Source organism: Aeromonas sp. 603404 (assembly GCF_049171775.1).
GTDB lineage: Bacteria > Pseudomonadota > Gammaproteobacteria > Enterobacterales > Aeromonadaceae > Aeromonas > Aeromonas veronii_A.
In genome coordinates this window covers 57023-72226 of the sequence record NZ_JAAKPE010000009.1, presented here as the reverse complement: position 1 = coordinate 72226, position 15204 = coordinate 57023, and the positions used below count along the sequence as shown (strand labels likewise).

Genomic DNA, 15204 nt, shown 5'->3' with positions numbered 1-15204 from the left:
TATTAGAGCGCTGGCTCGGCCAGCGGTTTTGGCTTGCTGCGCGCCATGGCGATAAGTGGCAGGACGATGCAGATACAGCCCAGCAGCAGCGGCAGGCCCGGCTGCTCGTCAAACAACCATACCCCGATGGCCACCGCCATCAGCAGACCTGTGTACTCCGCCGAGGCGATCTTGCTAGCCTCCGCCTTGCGATAGGCCACCACGCACAATCCCGCATAGACCATGATCAGCGCCGAAGATCCGAAGGCGGGCCACCACATCTGCCACTGCCAGTCGCCCCCTTCCCACAGTGCCAGCGCCAGAATGAAGGGCATGCTCAGCACGTTGGTGAAAAACAGGGTCTGGGCGATGGGCTGCTTGAGCGGGATCCGCTTGATCAGCAGATTGTTGAGCGCCATCGACAGCGCCACCCCAAGCGCCGCCAGAGCGGCCCAGTTCACCTCGGTCGGGCGCAGCACGATCAGTACCCCGATAAATCCGATGACTGCGGTCAGCACCTTCTGGCGCGAGATCGCTTCCCCCGCCATCCACACCGCCAGCGGCACCATCATCAGGGGGGCTGCATAGAAGAGGGCATTGGCGGTAGCGAGCGGCAAGCGGGTGAGGGCCACCACCATCAGGCAGACGCCGACCGCCCAAATATGGGCCCGCAGCAGGTGCCACTTGATGGCCACCGGCGGGTTGCGGCGCCATGACCAGAGCAGCCAGGGCATCAGCAGAATGGCGGCCGAGAGCTGGCGGAAAAAGACAAACTGGAAGATGGGCTGATCCGGCTCCAGCACCTTGACCAGCGCATCGGAAAAAACCGCCACCATATTGCCCAGCACCAGATAAAGGATGCCGATCCCTACTGCATTCATACCACCTCCCACTTCAGATGAGGGGAGGGTAGCGTGCCGGTTGATATCCAGTAAAATGATAAAAAATGACCATTCATGAGATATTTAGATAATGAAGCTTCCTCCCCTGCGTGCGGTGCAATATTTCGAGGTGGTGGCCCGGCTGCTCAGCTTCTCCCGCGCCGCTCTGGAACTGAACGTCAGCCAGAGTGCGGTCAGCCACCAGATCCGTCTGCTGGAGGATTTTCTGGGTGAGCGCTTGCTGCTGCGTCAGGGGCGGTTGCTCTCGCTGACAACCCAGGGGGAGAGCTACTTCGAAGGGATTGCTGCCGGGCTGAGCCAGATTGCCCAGAGCAGCGAACAGCTGCGCGGTGGCGGCGAGATGCGGTTGCGCCTCGCGGTCTACAGCTCGTTTGCGGTGAAATGGCTGATCCCGCGGTTGGCTGGATTGCGCCAGCTCTACCCCGAGCTGGATTTGAGTCTGGAGATGGTGGCGGAAGATCCTGAGCTATCTGATAGGGTGGCGGATTGCTTTATCACAGTCTCACCCCACGGACGGGGCTACTGCCACGATCTTATCTATCAGGAGCGGCTCTTTCCGGTCTGTAGTCGCCGCCTGTTGCAGCAGATCAGCGGGGAGTGGCCTGAGGCCATCTGGCAGTTGCCGCTGCTGTCGGTGCAGTCCATCTACAAGGCGCGGGGGGAGGATTGGCAGCGCTGGGCCAAGGCCGGCGGGCTGGTTATTCCGGACGAGGCACGGATGCACCACTTCAGCCATGTGCTGTTGGCGATGGAGGCGGCGGCCTGGGATCAGGGGGTGGCATTCGTGAATGATTACATGCTGCGGCCCGATGATCCCCAGCTGGTGGCCTTGCCGGTACACCAGCTGGAGACGGGGGATGCCTTCTACTTTACCTGCAAGCGCTCGCGGGCCCATGAGCCCGCCATCAGCCGGTTGCGCCAGTGGCTGATGATGGAGACACGCCAGAGCATGCCGCTCTAGCGCGGCATCAAGCTTTCTTGAACTGGCTTAGGACAAACAGGCTGGTGGCGCAGACGACGACAGAGGGGCCTGCCGGAGTATCTTGATACCAGGAGAGGGTCAATCCACCCAGCACGGCGAGACAGCCAATCAGCGCGGCAAAGCCGGCCATCTGCTCCGGTGTCTGGCTAAAGCGGCGGGCGGTGGCGGCAGGGATGATCAGCAGGGAGGTGATGATCAGCGCCCCGACAAACTTCATCGCTACGGCGATCACCAGCCCGATCAGCAGCATCAGCACGCAGCGCAACACGTCGACCCGGATCCCCTCGACCCGCGCCAGCTCTTCCGAGATGGTCATGGAGAGCAGGGGATCCCAAAGTCGCCACAGGGTGAGCAGCACCAGCGCGCCACCGCCGTAGATCCAGAGCAGGTCCATCGGTTGTACCGAGAGCAGGTCGCCGAACAGGTAGGCCATCAGATCCACCCGCACGTTATCCATAAAACTCAAGGTAACCAGACCGAGAGACAGGGCGCTGTGGGCCAGAATGCCGAGCAGGGTATCGGTCGCCACCTGCTGGTTGCGACTCATGATCACCAATAGCATTGCCATGGCGAGGCAGCAGACCACTACCGCCAGGGTGAGATCGACCTGCAGCAGAATGCCCAGTGCGATGCCGAACAGGCAGGCGTGGGAGAGGGTGTCGCCAAAGTAGGCCATCTTGCGCCATACCACGAAGCTACCTAGGGGGCCGGCCAGCAGGGCAATGCCGAGACCGGCCGCGAGGGCGTATAACAGAAAGCTGTCCACTTGAATGTCCTGTTGCTTGCGCTATTTACTGTGAGCGTTGTTGCGAGAAGGCAGGCGGATGACGGGGGCCTGCGGTTCATGATGATGGTGTTCGCCGTCGCAGTGGTGATGGTGGGTATAGACCGCCAGCACCTCCTGCTCCGGGCGCCCGAACAGGCGGGCAAATTCGGGATGGCGGGCCACGCTTTCCGGCTCGCCATGGCAGCAGACGTGGCGATTAAGGCAGATCACCTCGTGGGTGCTGGCCATCACCAGATGCAGGTCGTGGGATACCATCAGCACGGCGCAATTGAACTCGGCGGCGAGCTGACCGATGAGGGCATAGAGTTCAATCTGGCCGGTGATATCAACCCCTTGCACCGGTTCGTCCAGCACCAGCAGCTCGGGCTTGACCAGCAGGGCGCGAGCCAGCAGCACGCGCTGCATCTCGCCGCCGGAGAGTTTTTGCATCCGGTTTTCCAGCAATCCCTCTGCGCCCACCCGGGTCAGTGCCTCCTCGATGGAGAGGCGGCTATTTTTGCCCAGTTGCAGGAAGCGTCGCACTGTCAGCGGCAGGGTGGGATCCAGATAGAGGCGCTGTGGTACATAGCCGACTCTCAGATCGCGGCTGCGGGTGATCTTGCCCGAATCCGGCGTGAGCAGGCCCAGCACCAGCTTGCTCAGGGTGCTCTTGCCCGCCCCGTTGGGGCCGACGAGCGTGGTGATTTTGCCTTTATTGAGGGTAAAGGAGACCTTGTCGAGCACAGAGCGTCCATCAAACGAGAGAGAGACCTCTTTCAGCTCTACCAGTTGGTTCATGACAACTCCGGGGTTTACAGCCAGTGAGAGTTATAATATAACAAAAAGCGGCTGTTATATTATCACATACTCACCCTCTGACGAGATTCACCAATGAGAATTATTGTGCTTTTCACTGCCCTGCTGGCGGTGAGTTTGCCTGTTCGTGCCATTGAGGTTCTGACCACCATCAAGCCCCTTGGCTTCATCGCTGCGGCGATCACTGACGGGGTGAGCGAGCCCAAGGTATTGCTGCCGACCGGTGCCTCTCCCCACGATTTCTCCCTGCGCCCTTCCGATATTCGCAACATCAACAGTGCTGGGCTGGTGGTGTGGGTTGGCCCCGAGCTGGAAGGTTTTATGGCCAAGCCGCTGGCCAATCATCCCCATGCTTTGGCCCTGACTCAGGTTGAGGGAATGCCGCTGTTCAACTACGCGACTCAGGATAGTCATGACTCCCATGACCATGATGATCACGATCATGCCGCCCACGAGCACGGTGACCATGATGAAGGGCATGAGGGGCATCATCACGAAGGGGTCGATCCCCACATCTGGCTTGGCCCGACGCAGGCCAAGGTAATTGCCAAGGCGATCGCAAGTGAATTGGGCAAGCTGGATCCGACCAATCAGGCTCGCTATGACGCCAACCTCGCGGCATTTGATACCAAGGTGGATGCCAAGGACAAGGTGATTGCCGGCCAGATGAAGGCAGTGAATGAGAAGGGGTACTTTGTCTTCCACGAGGCGTATGGCTACTGGGAGCGCCATTACGGCATGAGTTCAAAAGGTCACTTTACCGTGAGCCCTGAGCGTCGCCCGGGCGCCAAGACCCTGGTGGATATCCGCAAGGCACTGGAAGAGAAGCAGGCGAGCTGCATTTATGCCGAGCCGCAATTTTCACCGGCAGTGATCGAATCGGTGGCACGCAATACTGGCGCCAAGGTGCTGTTGCTTGATGAGGTGGGTGAACAGGTGCCGCTCGGCCCGGATGGTTATCCCCAATTCATGCAACAACTGGCAGACGCATTTGCCCAATGTCGCTGATTAGCGGCTGAGTCTCTCATCCGGACGGACTATACTGACCTCCAGCATCTGACATGGAGTGTCCGGTATGAAATGGTTGTTGATCCCGGCCTGCACACTGGCGCTATGTTGCGCCAGTGTGCAGGCTTCGCGCCTTTCCGAATATATTGCCAGCCCCGATCTGCGGGCCAAACTGCAGGAGGTGTACGGTGGCCGCGCCATCCAGCGGGCCGAGGCATTCTCTCGTCTGCTCACTCCCAGAGCGGGAACCACGGATCAGCAGAAGATCGAGCTGGTGAACAACTACTTCAACAATCTCACCTACAGTGAAGACCCCAAGCTGTGGGGAGATGAGGATTACTGGGCCAATCCGCTGGAGTTCATCGGTGCCCGGGGTGGGGATTGCGAGGATTACAGCATCTCCAAGTACTACACCCTGATGGAGCTGGGGGTGGATGAGAAGAAGCTGCGGTTGGCCTACGTCAAGGCGGTGCGTTACAACCAGTTCCACATGGTGACGCTCTACTTCCCGACACCCAAGGCTGATCCACTGGTGCTCGACAACATCAACAGCCGGATCCTGCCGGGTAGCAAGCGTACCGATCTCATTCCCGTTTACAGTTTCGATGCCAAAAGCATCTGGATCATGAAGTCACGGCGGGAAGGGACGCTGGCGGGGAGTGCCGATCGGCTGGCGCAGTGGACATCGATGAAGACCCGTTTCTCCAGCGAGCAACTGCGCTCTCCTCGTCGTCAGCTATAGCTTGCCCGCCGCCTTCAACTCATCGAAATATTTCGCCGCGCCCGGATGCTGTTCAATGCTCAGCACAGGGCCGGTTTTATTGCGTGCCCGGTGAAACATATTGGCGTAGCCATAAGTTTGCTCATTGAATTTGGTTTGCTGGGTCAGCATGGCCTTGGTCAGGCGATAGACAGACTCTTCCGGCATGGTGGCATTGGTAACCAGGGTGGCGGCAATAGCAAAGGTGGGCGTCGCCTTCAGATTGCCGGGGTAGATGCGGGCAGGCACCTGACTGCGTTGGTAATATTTGACACCCTTGAGTAGCTGATCCCGGGTGGCCCCATCGATGGGGAGGAAAGTGACCGCGCAACGTTTGGCGGTGTCGAGCACAATCCGGTTAGGGTGTCCCATCACCAGTGCAAATGCATCGATCTGCTTGCTACAGAGCGCATCCGGCAGGTTGGCCATGCTCTTCAGATCGAGATCCTGTTCTTTCGCTCCCAAGATGTTGAACAGGGCCAGCGCCGTCTGGCGGGTACCCGAGTTCTTCAACCCCATATCGATGGGGGCGAGCTTGAGCTGTTCCAGTGACGTGATATCTCCATCGGCACGTATCACTATGGTGAAGGGCTCTGCATGGGTGGCAAATAGTGCGCGCAGCTCAGGTTGCGGCTGCGTGGCAAAAGGGCCCAAGCCCTTGCTTGCCTGATACAGCCAGTCTGACTGCACCATGGCGTAGGAGGACTCGCCACTCTTCAGTCGCTTCAGGTTTTCTATTGAACCCGATGAGCTCTGCAGCTTGCACGCAAGTTGCTCGTCGACCTCATGAGCCAGACGGCAAAATTCTTTGGTTATCTGGTGATAAATCCCCTGCTCACCCCCGGTGGTTATAGTGACGGTTTCAGCCATCAGGCAGGGTTGCCACAGCAGGGGCAACAGCATGGCGAGCTTCTTCATGATTGCGTCTCCTTGGCATAACCATCGATACCCCAGGTCCGCAGTTTGTCGATGTCGCGACACTCTCCCGATTCTGCCAGCAGGGTATAACCGGCGGCATGCATGGTCTGGGAGAGCAGATTCCAGTAGAGCGGTTCATCGGTCAGCTGACAGCTGATAAAGATGGGATTGAGCGGGTCAAGTTGATTGAAGGTATCCGCATTGAGGGGAATGGCGCTGAAGGCGAGCTCACACCCCTTTTCCTGCAACGCAGCCAATGTGACTTGGCCATGGGCAGGGAATGTGGCCACATCCCAGCGCCAATCCAGTGTTTTGCCGCGGCCCTGGCTTAGCAGAGGGGCGATTTCTGACCATTGCGGATGATTGAGCAGGGAGAGGGGTAGCAAGATCCCCTCTATATGGGAGCGCTGCCATAACTCCAGGGTGCTATGGATGGTCGCGAGATCGCTGTCGGCTCCGAGGGGCTGACTGGGCAAGAAACGCTGATAGAGGGCGATTTCCCCTTGTGTGGAGACAAATTTTTGCAGTTGCCCGCCTTCTGGCAGCGGGCTTAGCCCTTGCAGTGGCTGTGGCATGGTTGGGGCAAGCTGTTTTCCCAGTTGGGTGATCTTGAGCCGTTGTTGCAGCAGATCCCGCTTGCGTTCGGAGACCAGTTGGTTGATGGAAAGTGCCACCTCTTTAAGGTCTTGCAACCAAGGGGTGGGCAGGGTGCTGTTGAACTGGTGTTTGCGCAGCCGGATCAGCTGCACATTGATCTGCTCCAGTGGTTGCAGCAGGCGCTTGCACACCAGAGAGATGACTAGGGTAAATACGACGAGCCCCGCCAGTAGGGCTATGCCGGTGCGACTGATGGCATTCCACAGATGCTGATAGGCGTAGCCGCTATGTCCCTCAAGGGTCAGAGTGCCCAGCATGCGCCAGCCATCGGTCAACTCTTGCTCAATCTTGACGGGGGGCATGCCGATAACCGAGGGAAGCCAGCCGGGAACATTCTGCTGGGTAGAGTGGAATACCTTCTGAAACAGCACCTGACCATCCGGATCCACCAGCATGACCGAGCTGACGAAACCGCCATCGAACATGGCATTGACGATGGTTTCGGCCAGCACCTGATCATCATTGAGCAGGGTGCCTTGCAGTACCAGTCCAAGGGCTGTGATGGCGGTCTCCAGATTGGCCGACATCTGATCAAGGATTGACTGGCGGACTGTCGTGACTTCCAGTGCAAACAGCAGCGCTGCACCGATCAGGAACAGGACGACAATTATTCTGATTAACAGTTTTGCTAACGACATATCCACTCCATGGAAAAATTATCGCAACATTTGAATTTTTAATGCCGAATCGAGTCCGACCCGGCTCTTAAAAATAGGAAAAAATAGTTAAAAAAGGCGATCATTTCTGCCCATCAGGGCGTGTTATGCATAAAATGTGAGGTTCATGCAGATTGTGATGAACTATTTGTAACTATTTGTGTCCAACAAACAGTTTTATACGGTTTTGTCACAACTGACATCGCAACTCACACTCTTTAGATCTAAATACAGGATAGCGGATGAAACGTCTCCGTCCCTTGGTAGTACAGGCTGCCAATTGGGAACCACCGGTTCCCCGCAAACACTTTTACGCCATGCTGATGCTGACGGCCATGACCCTGTCAGCAGTGGCATTATTGCCAGCTCCGGGTGACATCCTCGAGCGGCCGCTGCGTCTTGAGTTGCCCATTGATACCGCCGGTACGGCAACCAACGAAAACAACACCGACTTTAACGAAATCCCCGATCACGAACTGGTTGATCAGAGTGCGCCGGATGACGACATCCCGGTCGACACCACCCCCCAGTGGCAGGATTACCGGGTCCGCAACGGCGAAAACCTGACCGCCATTTTTAACAATCTCGGTCTCTCCACCACCACCCTCTACAAGGTGCTGGACGCGGACAACAAGAACTATCTGGCGCGCCTCAAGCCGGGCCAGAATATCGAGCTGCTGATCGATCAGGACAACATCCTGCAGCAACTCAAAATCCGCCTGAACATCAAGCAGACTCTGGTGATGGCACGCAGCGATGATGCCTATACCGCCTCCATGATCAATGAGAAGGTCGAGTGGCAACCTCAGCGTTACAACGGCGTGATCAACGGCAGCTTCTATGTCAGTGCCCGCAATGCGGGGATTCCGGCCAATCATATCCAGAAGATTGCCAACCTGTTCCAGTGGCGGATGAACTTTGCCCAGGATCTGAAAAAGGGCGATAAATTCAAGGTGTTGGTACGCCAGGAGACAGTCGAGGGCAAGAGCACCGGTAACAGCCAGCTGCTGGGTGTGGAAATGATCAGTCAGGGCAAGACGGTGTCGGCCTGGCTCTCCGATGATGGCAACTATTACGATGGTCAGGGCAACAGCCTGGAGCGTGGTTTCCGCCGTTATCCGACCCACAGTCGTTACCGGATCAGCTCAAACTTCAACCCCGCGCGCAAGCATCCTGTGACTGGTGCTATCCGTCCCCACGAGGGGACCGACTTTGCCGTTCCGGTGGGTACCCCGGTACTGGCCACGGGTGACGGTGTGGTCCAGAAGGCGACCAGCCACCCGCTGGCGGGTACCTATATCGTCATCAAGCACGGTCGAACCCTCTCTACCCGTTATCTGCACCTGAGCAAGTTGCTGGTCAAAACCGGTCAGCGGGTGAAGATGGGCGACAAGATCGGCCTCTCCGGCAATACCGGTCGCTCGACTGGTGCTCACTTGCATTACGAGCTGCGGATCAACAACCGTCCGGTTAATGCCATGACCGCCAAGCTGCCGATGGCTGAACCGCTCAGTGGCAAGGAGCGTCGCCAGTTCCTGGCCAAGGTGAAGAGCTACCGCAAGGAGCTGGCCGCCGGTTAATCGCTGTAGCCACTAGCTGAAATGAAAAAGCCCCGCCAGACTGGCGGGGCTTTTTTGCATGCGCAGTGTTGGTCAGTAACCCTTGTCGAAGTCAATCTTGCCATCCAGTGGCTGGCCATCGATAAAGCGAATGTAGTTGCGTACAAATATCTGGGCCACATCCTCTGGAAAGCTGTAGGCGCTGTTGTGGGGGGTGACGATGAGGTTGGGTTGTCCCCACAGTGGACTGTCGGCGGGCAGCGGCTCCTGCTCGAATACATCCAGCACCGCCATTGCCAGCTTGCCGGTACGCAGTGCGGTGAGCAAATCGCCCGAGTGTACAGCGCTGCCACGACCGACGTTGAACAGGATGGCGCCCGGTTTGCAGTGTTCGAAGCGGGCGGCATTGAAGAGATGACGGGTATCGCGGGTGGCAGGCAGCACGCTGACGATGACATCGGCCTGCGCCAGCATCTTGTTGAGCGCAGGCAGCTGATAAACCTGGTCAAACCCGGCACGCTCCCGACCACTGCGGCTGATGCCCAGCACCTTCATACCAAAATGTTTGCCGGTGTGGGCGATATGCTGGCCAATGCTGCCGGTACCCAGGATCAGCATGGTTTTCCCTTTGAGCCCCTGATAGGGGTGACTCTGCCAGAGTCGTTGTCTTTGTTGTTCCCGATAGAGAGGAAGTTGGCGTGTCAGACTGAGCAGATGACCAAAGACATACTCGCTCATCAGCGGGCCGAAGATGCCGCGCACGTTGGTGAGCTGATAGTTGCGACGACTGTCCGGATCGAGCAGCACGTCGACCCCGGCATAGGTGGACTGGAACCAGCTCAGCTTGTTGGCTTTGGGCAGCAGTGGCTTGGCGCGGGCTGGCTCTGCCAGCAGAATATGGGCCTCGCCGATAAGTTGTTCGGCATCGCTCGGGTTGTCGGCCCGCAGAATGCGCAGATGAGGGAGGTTGGCCGCCTTGAGCAGACGTTCGTAGTGAGCATTATCCTGGCTGAGCAAAAGAAGGGTACGTTGGCTCATACTCTTGTTCCTTATCAGAATTTGCGGCGCGACAAGATGCCGCTCTCGTCCCATCTTACCCGAGTTGCCAGCGCAACATAGCCGACCAGGGCGCTTTTTCGTTTTCGCCACGCCCCTCGTGGGCTACAATCTGCCCCACATTTTGCAAAGGATCCGACTCCAGTGTTTGGTGACAAGTTTTATAAGCGACTGGCCGAGCTACAGCCTTGGCAACAGACCGTCTACACCCTGGCGCTGGCAGAGCGCATGTACCCCAACTATGCCCTGTTCAGCCAGGCTTCCGGTTTTGGCAATGCAGATGCCTTCCGGCACGCGCTGGATCAGATGTGGAACTATCTGACCGTCAAGGGCTCACGTGTCAATCTGGGAGCCATTCTCGAAGAGTTAGAAGCCCATATCCCGGATCCCCGCAAGTTTGAATCCTACGGCGCCTATCCGGCGCTGGATGCCTGTGTGGCACTGGGCTGCGCCTACAACTCGGTGATCTGCCGGGTTGGCGAAGAGGCCAACGATGCCAGCCATGCCTCCGTTGGCACTGTGGCCGGTTTTATCGAGCTGCTGGAGGAGCGGGATCTGACAGAAGAGGAGCTCTACGAGCACGAGTACATGGAGGCCGAGCTGGAGTTTCAGGTCGAGTTGCTCAAGCGGGTTGCCCATGAGCGCGACAGCGATCGTATCCTGGCTATCAGAGCATTCGCCTCTCAGGATGGCGTCTCCAATATCGGTATCAGCCTGGAAGAGTAATTATCTCCGGTGCCTGATAGACAAAAGCTCCCGGTCGGGAGCTTTTTTTATGTCTGTCATTCTGTGGCTGTTTAAGCTTGCTCTTCGGTCAGGGGTCTGACGCTCAGCACCGGGGCAGCGTCGATTTCGTCTGCATTCATCATGGTGGAGATGCGTTGCAGGGAGGAGAGCAGCAGGGTCTGTTCCCACGCTTCCAGCGCCTGAAAACGCTGGATGAAGCGCTCTTGCAGCGGGGTCGGGGCCTGGGCCAGCAGGGCGCGGCCTGCGTCAGTCAGTGTCGCGTGAACCTTGCGCTTGTCGGTATTGCTGCGAACGCGCTGCACCAGTTGACGGCTCTCCAATCGGTCCATGATGGTAGTGGCGGTGGCCTGGCTCATGTTGGTGTGATCGGCCAGCTGACGCATGGAGATCTGTCCCAGCTCGTCGATCCCTTTTAGCAGCAATAGTTGCGGGGAAGTGAGCCCGGCTTCTTTGATCAAGCGCCTGGAGTGCATGTCGATGGCACGAATAATCTGGCGCAGGGCGACCAGCACTTCATCATGTTTTTCCATTGGGTGTGCGTCATTGGAAGGCTATGGAGAGGAGCAAAATTTTCCGCCTAATTCGTCACAAGGTCAATATGGTTTTTGATGTAATAATTTCTGCTCTAACTAATTTTGTGTTAGGTTGACGGGCATTTCACGGAATTCACCCTGACATTTGAGGAGCGAAATGATGAATGACGAGCTGGATATCAAGTCTCTGGTGGCCGAGTTACGTGTGGTCAGAGTGCGCTATGAACTGCCGGATACCTCGGCTTTTGTGCGCTATCAGCCTGCCTATGATGAAGACCCCAACAACCTCAAAGTACACCACTATGATGGTGAGTTACCCCTCTCTTGCAGTGAGACAGGTACTTTCAACCTAAAGGAGTTGGTGAATGAATTGCGCTACGCCTATGTGCTGGTGCACCTCTTTCCTGACGAAAGTGCCATGAACTTCTATCTGACCGGCCTCGATACCGGCCTGGCCCAGCTGGAGTTCATCGGTGGCTCTTACGACTTCAACCGCCTTTGGATCACCAGCGGTGTCTCCAATCTGGGTGTCCCCATGGCCATCTTCCTCGGCAAGCGTCACGCCGTGAACGGCCAGCCCTCGGTTTCGCTGGTAGATCACCGCGAACAGGCGGCTGGCAAACTGGTCTATCGCGCCATCGGCGGTGCCGGTGATCATGTGGGCGAAGACTTTTTCAACAACGACTAAGGAGGCTGGATGCGAGCAAGCAAAGGGCTATTGAAAGGCCTCAACCCGACCATGGCCATGACGGCCCTCACCGTGATCACCCTGTTTTTGCTGTTTGGCGTATTTGTTCCCGATACCGCGGCCGCCTGGTTTGTCGGTGCCAAGGATCAGATTATTGCCGGGTTCAAGTGGTACTACATTCTGGTGGTCGCCCTGTTCCTGTTCTTCGCTGTCTACTTGATGTTCAGCCGTTTTGGCAGCATCCGGCTGGGTGACGACGACCAGGTACCGGAGTTCGGCTACTTCGCCTGGTTCTCCATGCTCTTTAGCGCAGGCATGGGGATCGGTCTGGTGTTCTGGAGCATCGCCGAGCCGATGAACCATCTGCAGGGCAATCCATTCATTACCGAAGGGATGACCCCGGAAGCGGCCCAGATCGCCATGCGCCTCACCTTTTTCCATTGGGGCCTGCACCCCTGGGCCATCTATGTGATCGTCGGCCTGTCACTTGCCTTTTTCAGCTACCGGCGCAAGTTGCCGCTGGCGATCCGCTCCGTGCTCTACCCCATCCTTGGCGAGCGGATTTACGGTTTTTGGGGCCATGCGGCCGATGTGCTGGCCGTGTTCGGCACCGTCTTCGGGGTGGCGACCTCCCTTGGTCTGGGGGTCTCCCAGATGAATACCGGCCTCAACCAGATGTTTGGTATGGCGGTATCGCAGTCCAACCAGCTCTGGCTGATTGGTGGCATCAGCCTGATCGCCACCCTCTCGGCGGTCTCCGGGGTCGGGCGCGGAGTGAAGATCCTCTCCGAGCTCAATATCTGGTTGAGCGTGTTCGTGCTCGCACTCTTTCTGGTGCTGGGGCCGACCACCTATATCCTCAACGCCTATGTGCAGAACATCGGTGATTACCTGCAGAACATCGTCAAACTGAGCTTTTGGACCAACACCGAGGCCAACGGCACCTCGGCCTGGCAGTCGAGCTGGACGGCGTTTTACTGGGGCTGGTGGATTGCCTGGGCGCCGTTTGTCGGCATGTTTATCGCCCGTATCTCCAAGGGGCGTACCATTCGCGAGTTTGTGCTAGGTGTGCTGCTGGTACCCTCGCTGCTCGGCATGTTCTGGCTCACCGTGTTTGGCGGCACGGCGATGAATCTGGAGCTGTTTGGCGGTGGCGGCGTGGTCGCTGCGGTCAATCAGGATGTGACGCTGGCGCTCTACAAGACGGTCGAGCTGCTGCACTGGGATACCTTCGGCTGGATCACCAAGGCCGTGCTGACCCTACTCATCTGCACCTACTTCATCACCTCCAGTGATTCGGGCACGCTGGTCATCACCACACTGCTCTCCATCGGTGATCAGGAGCCGCCGGTGCTGCACCGCGCCGTATGGGGTCTGGGGCAGGGGCTGGTCGCTGCGATTTTGCTGGTCTCTGGCGGTCTTGCTGCCCTGCAGGCGGCCAGCATCATAGCCGCGCTGCCCTTCTCGGTGATCATGCTGGCCATGTGTTATTCGCTGATGCTGGGGCTTAAACAGGAGAGCCAGCGCCAGTTCGAGTATCGTCAGAACCTCAAGCGCCACGATGGCTCATCCCATATGAGCCTGATGGAGCGAATTGGTCCTGCATAACGGCACCAGCAGGGGTTAGCGTCCCCTCACATATCAATCTGGATGCAAAACGGCCGCCCTGGCGATGCTCTCCTTGCGGAGCTCATCATCAGGGCGGCCGTCTGTTATGGGGCCGAGGTTACTCCTCGATAAAGGTCCACTCATCCTTGATGCGGCTAATGGCATCGGTCCGCTTTTTGGCGAGCTGCTCCTTGATCTCTTCTCCCTTGTAACCGGCCGCCACTATATCTTTCACCGGCACCGCCTGGGCGGCAGCCAGCGCTTCTGCCACATAGTCCGGCTCGGCGTAGACCCGCTCCTCGAAACCTGTGCGGCCGTGGAAGTCGGCGCGGCAGGCATCCAGCAGCTGGGCAAAGCGCTCGGGGCGACGCCAGGCATCAGCCTTGTCGAACACCTTGAGCAGGGTGGCGGGCTTGAGCTCAAAGGCGATATGGATGTGGGTGTGCAGATCGCTCACCAGCAGCGCCAGATCCCGGCACTCATTGGGTGCCCGGAACCGCTCGCACAGAGCGCGAATAAGCGGCAGCCCTTTCTGGCCGTGACCGTGATGGCTTGGCCAGAACTCCTTGGGGGTTACTCCCTTGCCAAGGTCGTGGCAGAGGGCAGCAAAGCGGACGGTCAGCTCGGGGGAGATCCGGCACGCCTGCTCCAGCACCATCAGGGTGTGGATGCCGGTGTCGATCTCCGGGTGCCACTTGGCCGGGGCGGGGACGCCGAACAGAGCGTCGATTTCGGGGAAGAGTGCCTTGAGGGCGCCGCACTGGCGCAGCACCTCGATAAAGATCTGCGGGGTTGGCCCCAGCAGCACTTTTTCCAGCTCCTTCCAGACTCGCTCTGGCGTGAGGTGGGCCAGCTCGCCAGCGGCCGTCATCTCGCTCATCAGGGCGAGGGTCTCCGGCGCTATGGTAAAGCCCTGAGCGTGGAAGCGGGCGGCGAAGCGGGCGACCCGCAAGATGCGCAGCGGGTCTTCGGCAAAGGCAGGAGAGACGTGGCGCAGCAGCCGCTTTTCCAAATCCTCGATGCCACCGTAGGGATCGTGGAGCTGGCCCTGATCATCTTCGGCGATGGCGTTGATGGTGAGATCCCGGCGCAGCAGATCCTGTTCCAGCGTCACATCGGGGGCGGCGTGGCAGACAAAGCCGGTGTAGCCCTGACCCTGTTTGCGTTCGGTACGGGCGAGGGCATACTCCTGCTGGGTTTTGGGGTGAAGAAATACCGGAAAGTCACGACCGACCTGGGTAAACCCCAGCGCCAGCATCTGCTCCACGGTGGCGCCGACCACCAGATGATCCCTGTCGCCCTGCGGCAATCCCAGCAGGCGATCCCGCACTGCGCCCCCAACCAGATAAGTCTGCAAACCGTCTCTCCCGTCATCAATCGTGGGCCCGAGTATATCGTCTTTGTTACCGCTTTGCTGCCTGACCACCACCTGCCCGCAGCGCCAGTCAGCGCGGCTTTGACTTGGGCGTGACGAGGCCTTACGCTGCCGCACCAGACAGCTGGCGCTGTGCTGCGGGATGACTTTATGCCCGCTCAGGCCAGATGAGCCGAAGGAACCGCAGAGTTCCC

At 58.4% G+C, this 15204-nt stretch carries 15 protein-coding genes; 7 read left to right on the top strand and 8 right to left on the bottom strand.

The features are described 5' to 3' along the window. Window positions 1-2: 2 nt before the first annotated feature. On the bottom strand, window positions 3-860 hold the full coding sequence (locus G5306_RS13220; protein ID WP_005335858.1) for a DMT family transporter: 858 nt from the start codon (window positions 858-860) through the stop codon (window positions 3-5). Between the two features lie 91 nt (window positions 861-951). Here G5306_RS13220 and G5306_RS13215 point away from each other — a divergent pair, with 91 nt between their 5' ends. Beyond that, a complete protein-coding gene (locus G5306_RS13215; protein ID WP_040067029.1) occupies window positions 952-1842 on the top strand; it encodes a LysR substrate-binding domain-containing protein in 891 nt (296 codons plus the stop codon). 7 nt (window positions 1843-1849) lie between these two features. Here the strand turns inward: G5306_RS13215 and znuB are convergent, their stop codons facing one another. Both znuB and znuC read right to left on the bottom strand, forming a co-directional pair. Beyond that, window positions 1850-2629, bottom strand: a complete 780-nt coding sequence (znuB, locus tag G5306_RS13210; RefSeq protein WP_033115078.1) for a zinc ABC transporter permease subunit ZnuB — start codon at window positions 2627-2629, stop codon at window positions 1850-1852. A gap of 21 nt (window positions 2630-2650) precedes the next feature. Next, the gene (gene znuC, locus G5306_RS13205; RefSeq protein WP_421209341.1) at window positions 2651-3427 is read right to left on the bottom strand and encodes a zinc ABC transporter ATP-binding protein ZnuC; all 777 of its coding nucleotides are present in this window, start codon (window positions 3425-3427) and stop codon (window positions 2651-2653) included. Window positions 3428-3520: 93 nt separating this feature from the next. Here znuC and znuA point away from each other — a divergent pair, with 93 nt between their 5' ends. After that, window positions 3521-4453, top strand: a complete 933-nt coding sequence (znuA, locus tag G5306_RS13200; RefSeq protein WP_421252202.1) for a zinc ABC transporter substrate-binding protein ZnuA — start codon at window positions 3521-3523, stop codon at window positions 4451-4453. Between the two features lie 67 nt (window positions 4454-4520). After that, window positions 4521-5195 carry a transglutaminase-like cysteine peptidase gene (locus G5306_RS13195; protein ID WP_042052461.1) on the top strand — a complete coding sequence of 225 codons (675 nt, stop codon included), beginning with the start codon at window positions 4521-4523 and terminating at the stop codon, window positions 5193-5195. Here the strand turns inward: G5306_RS13195 and G5306_RS13190 are convergent. Both G5306_RS13190 and G5306_RS13185 read right to left on the bottom strand, forming a co-directional pair. Further along, entirely contained in the window at window positions 5190-6131 is a 942-nt protein-coding gene (locus G5306_RS13190; protein ID WP_421206171.1) for a TAXI family TRAP transporter solute-binding subunit, read from the bottom strand. The genes G5306_RS13195 and G5306_RS13190 overlap by 6 nt on opposite strands. Then, window positions 6128-7426, bottom strand: coding sequence for a LapD/MoxY N-terminal periplasmic domain-containing protein (locus G5306_RS13185; RefSeq protein WP_421209345.1), 1299 nt, complete (start codon window positions 7424-7426; stop codon window positions 6128-6130). Before G5306_RS13185 ends, G5306_RS13190 begins: the two co-directional genes overlap by 4 nt. Window positions 7427-7686: 260 nt before the next feature. Between G5306_RS13185 and mepM the strand changes: the two genes are divergently transcribed. After that, the gene (gene mepM / locus G5306_RS13180) at window positions 7687-9024 is read left to right on the top strand and encodes a murein DD-endopeptidase MepM (RefSeq protein ID WP_421206173.1); all 1338 of its coding nucleotides are present in this window, start codon (window positions 7687-7689) and stop codon (window positions 9022-9024) included. Window positions 9025-9096: 72 nt separating this feature from the next. Here mepM and G5306_RS13175 read toward each other — a convergent pair whose 3' ends face one another. Beyond that, window positions 9097-10041: a D-2-hydroxyacid dehydrogenase gene (locus G5306_RS13175; RefSeq protein WP_266135387.1), complete on the bottom strand. Its 945-nt coding sequence runs from the start codon at window positions 10039-10041 to the stop codon at window positions 9097-9099. Window positions 10042-10203: 162 nt separating this feature from the next. Between G5306_RS13175 and G5306_RS13170 the strand changes: the two genes are divergently transcribed. Next, window positions 10204-10785, top strand: coding sequence for a YjaG family protein (locus G5306_RS13170; protein ID WP_216952088.1), 582 nt, complete (start codon window positions 10204-10206; stop codon window positions 10783-10785). Window positions 10786-10856: 71 nt separating this feature from the next. On the opposite strand, the gene G5306_RS13165 is transcribed toward G5306_RS13170, so the two are convergent. Beyond that, window positions 10857-11336 (bottom strand): MarR family winged helix-turn-helix transcriptional regulator, encoded by a 480-nt coding sequence (locus tag G5306_RS13165; protein WP_216952087.1) that lies wholly within the window; start codon window positions 11334-11336, stop codon window positions 10857-10859. Window positions 11337-11499: 163 nt separating this feature from the next. Between G5306_RS13165 and G5306_RS13160 the strand changes: the two genes are divergently transcribed. Both G5306_RS13160 and G5306_RS13155 read left to right on the top strand, forming a co-directional pair. Beyond that, entirely contained in the window at window positions 11500-12027 is a 528-nt protein-coding gene (locus G5306_RS13160) for a hypothetical protein (protein ID WP_069526903.1), read from the top strand. 9 nt (window positions 12028-12036) lie between these two features. After that, window positions 12037-13635, top strand: a complete 1599-nt coding sequence (locus tag G5306_RS13155; protein WP_421209349.1) for a BCCT family transporter — start codon at window positions 12037-12039, stop codon at window positions 13633-13635. A 118-nt stretch (window positions 13636-13753) separates the two neighbouring features. Here the strand turns inward: G5306_RS13155 and G5306_RS13150 are convergent, their stop codons facing one another. After that, window positions 13754-14992: a multifunctional CCA addition/repair protein gene (locus tag G5306_RS13150; RefSeq protein ID WP_421312967.1), complete on the bottom strand. Its 1239-nt coding sequence runs from the start codon at window positions 14990-14992 to the stop codon at window positions 13754-13756. Window positions 14993-15204: the final 212 nt, after the last annotated feature.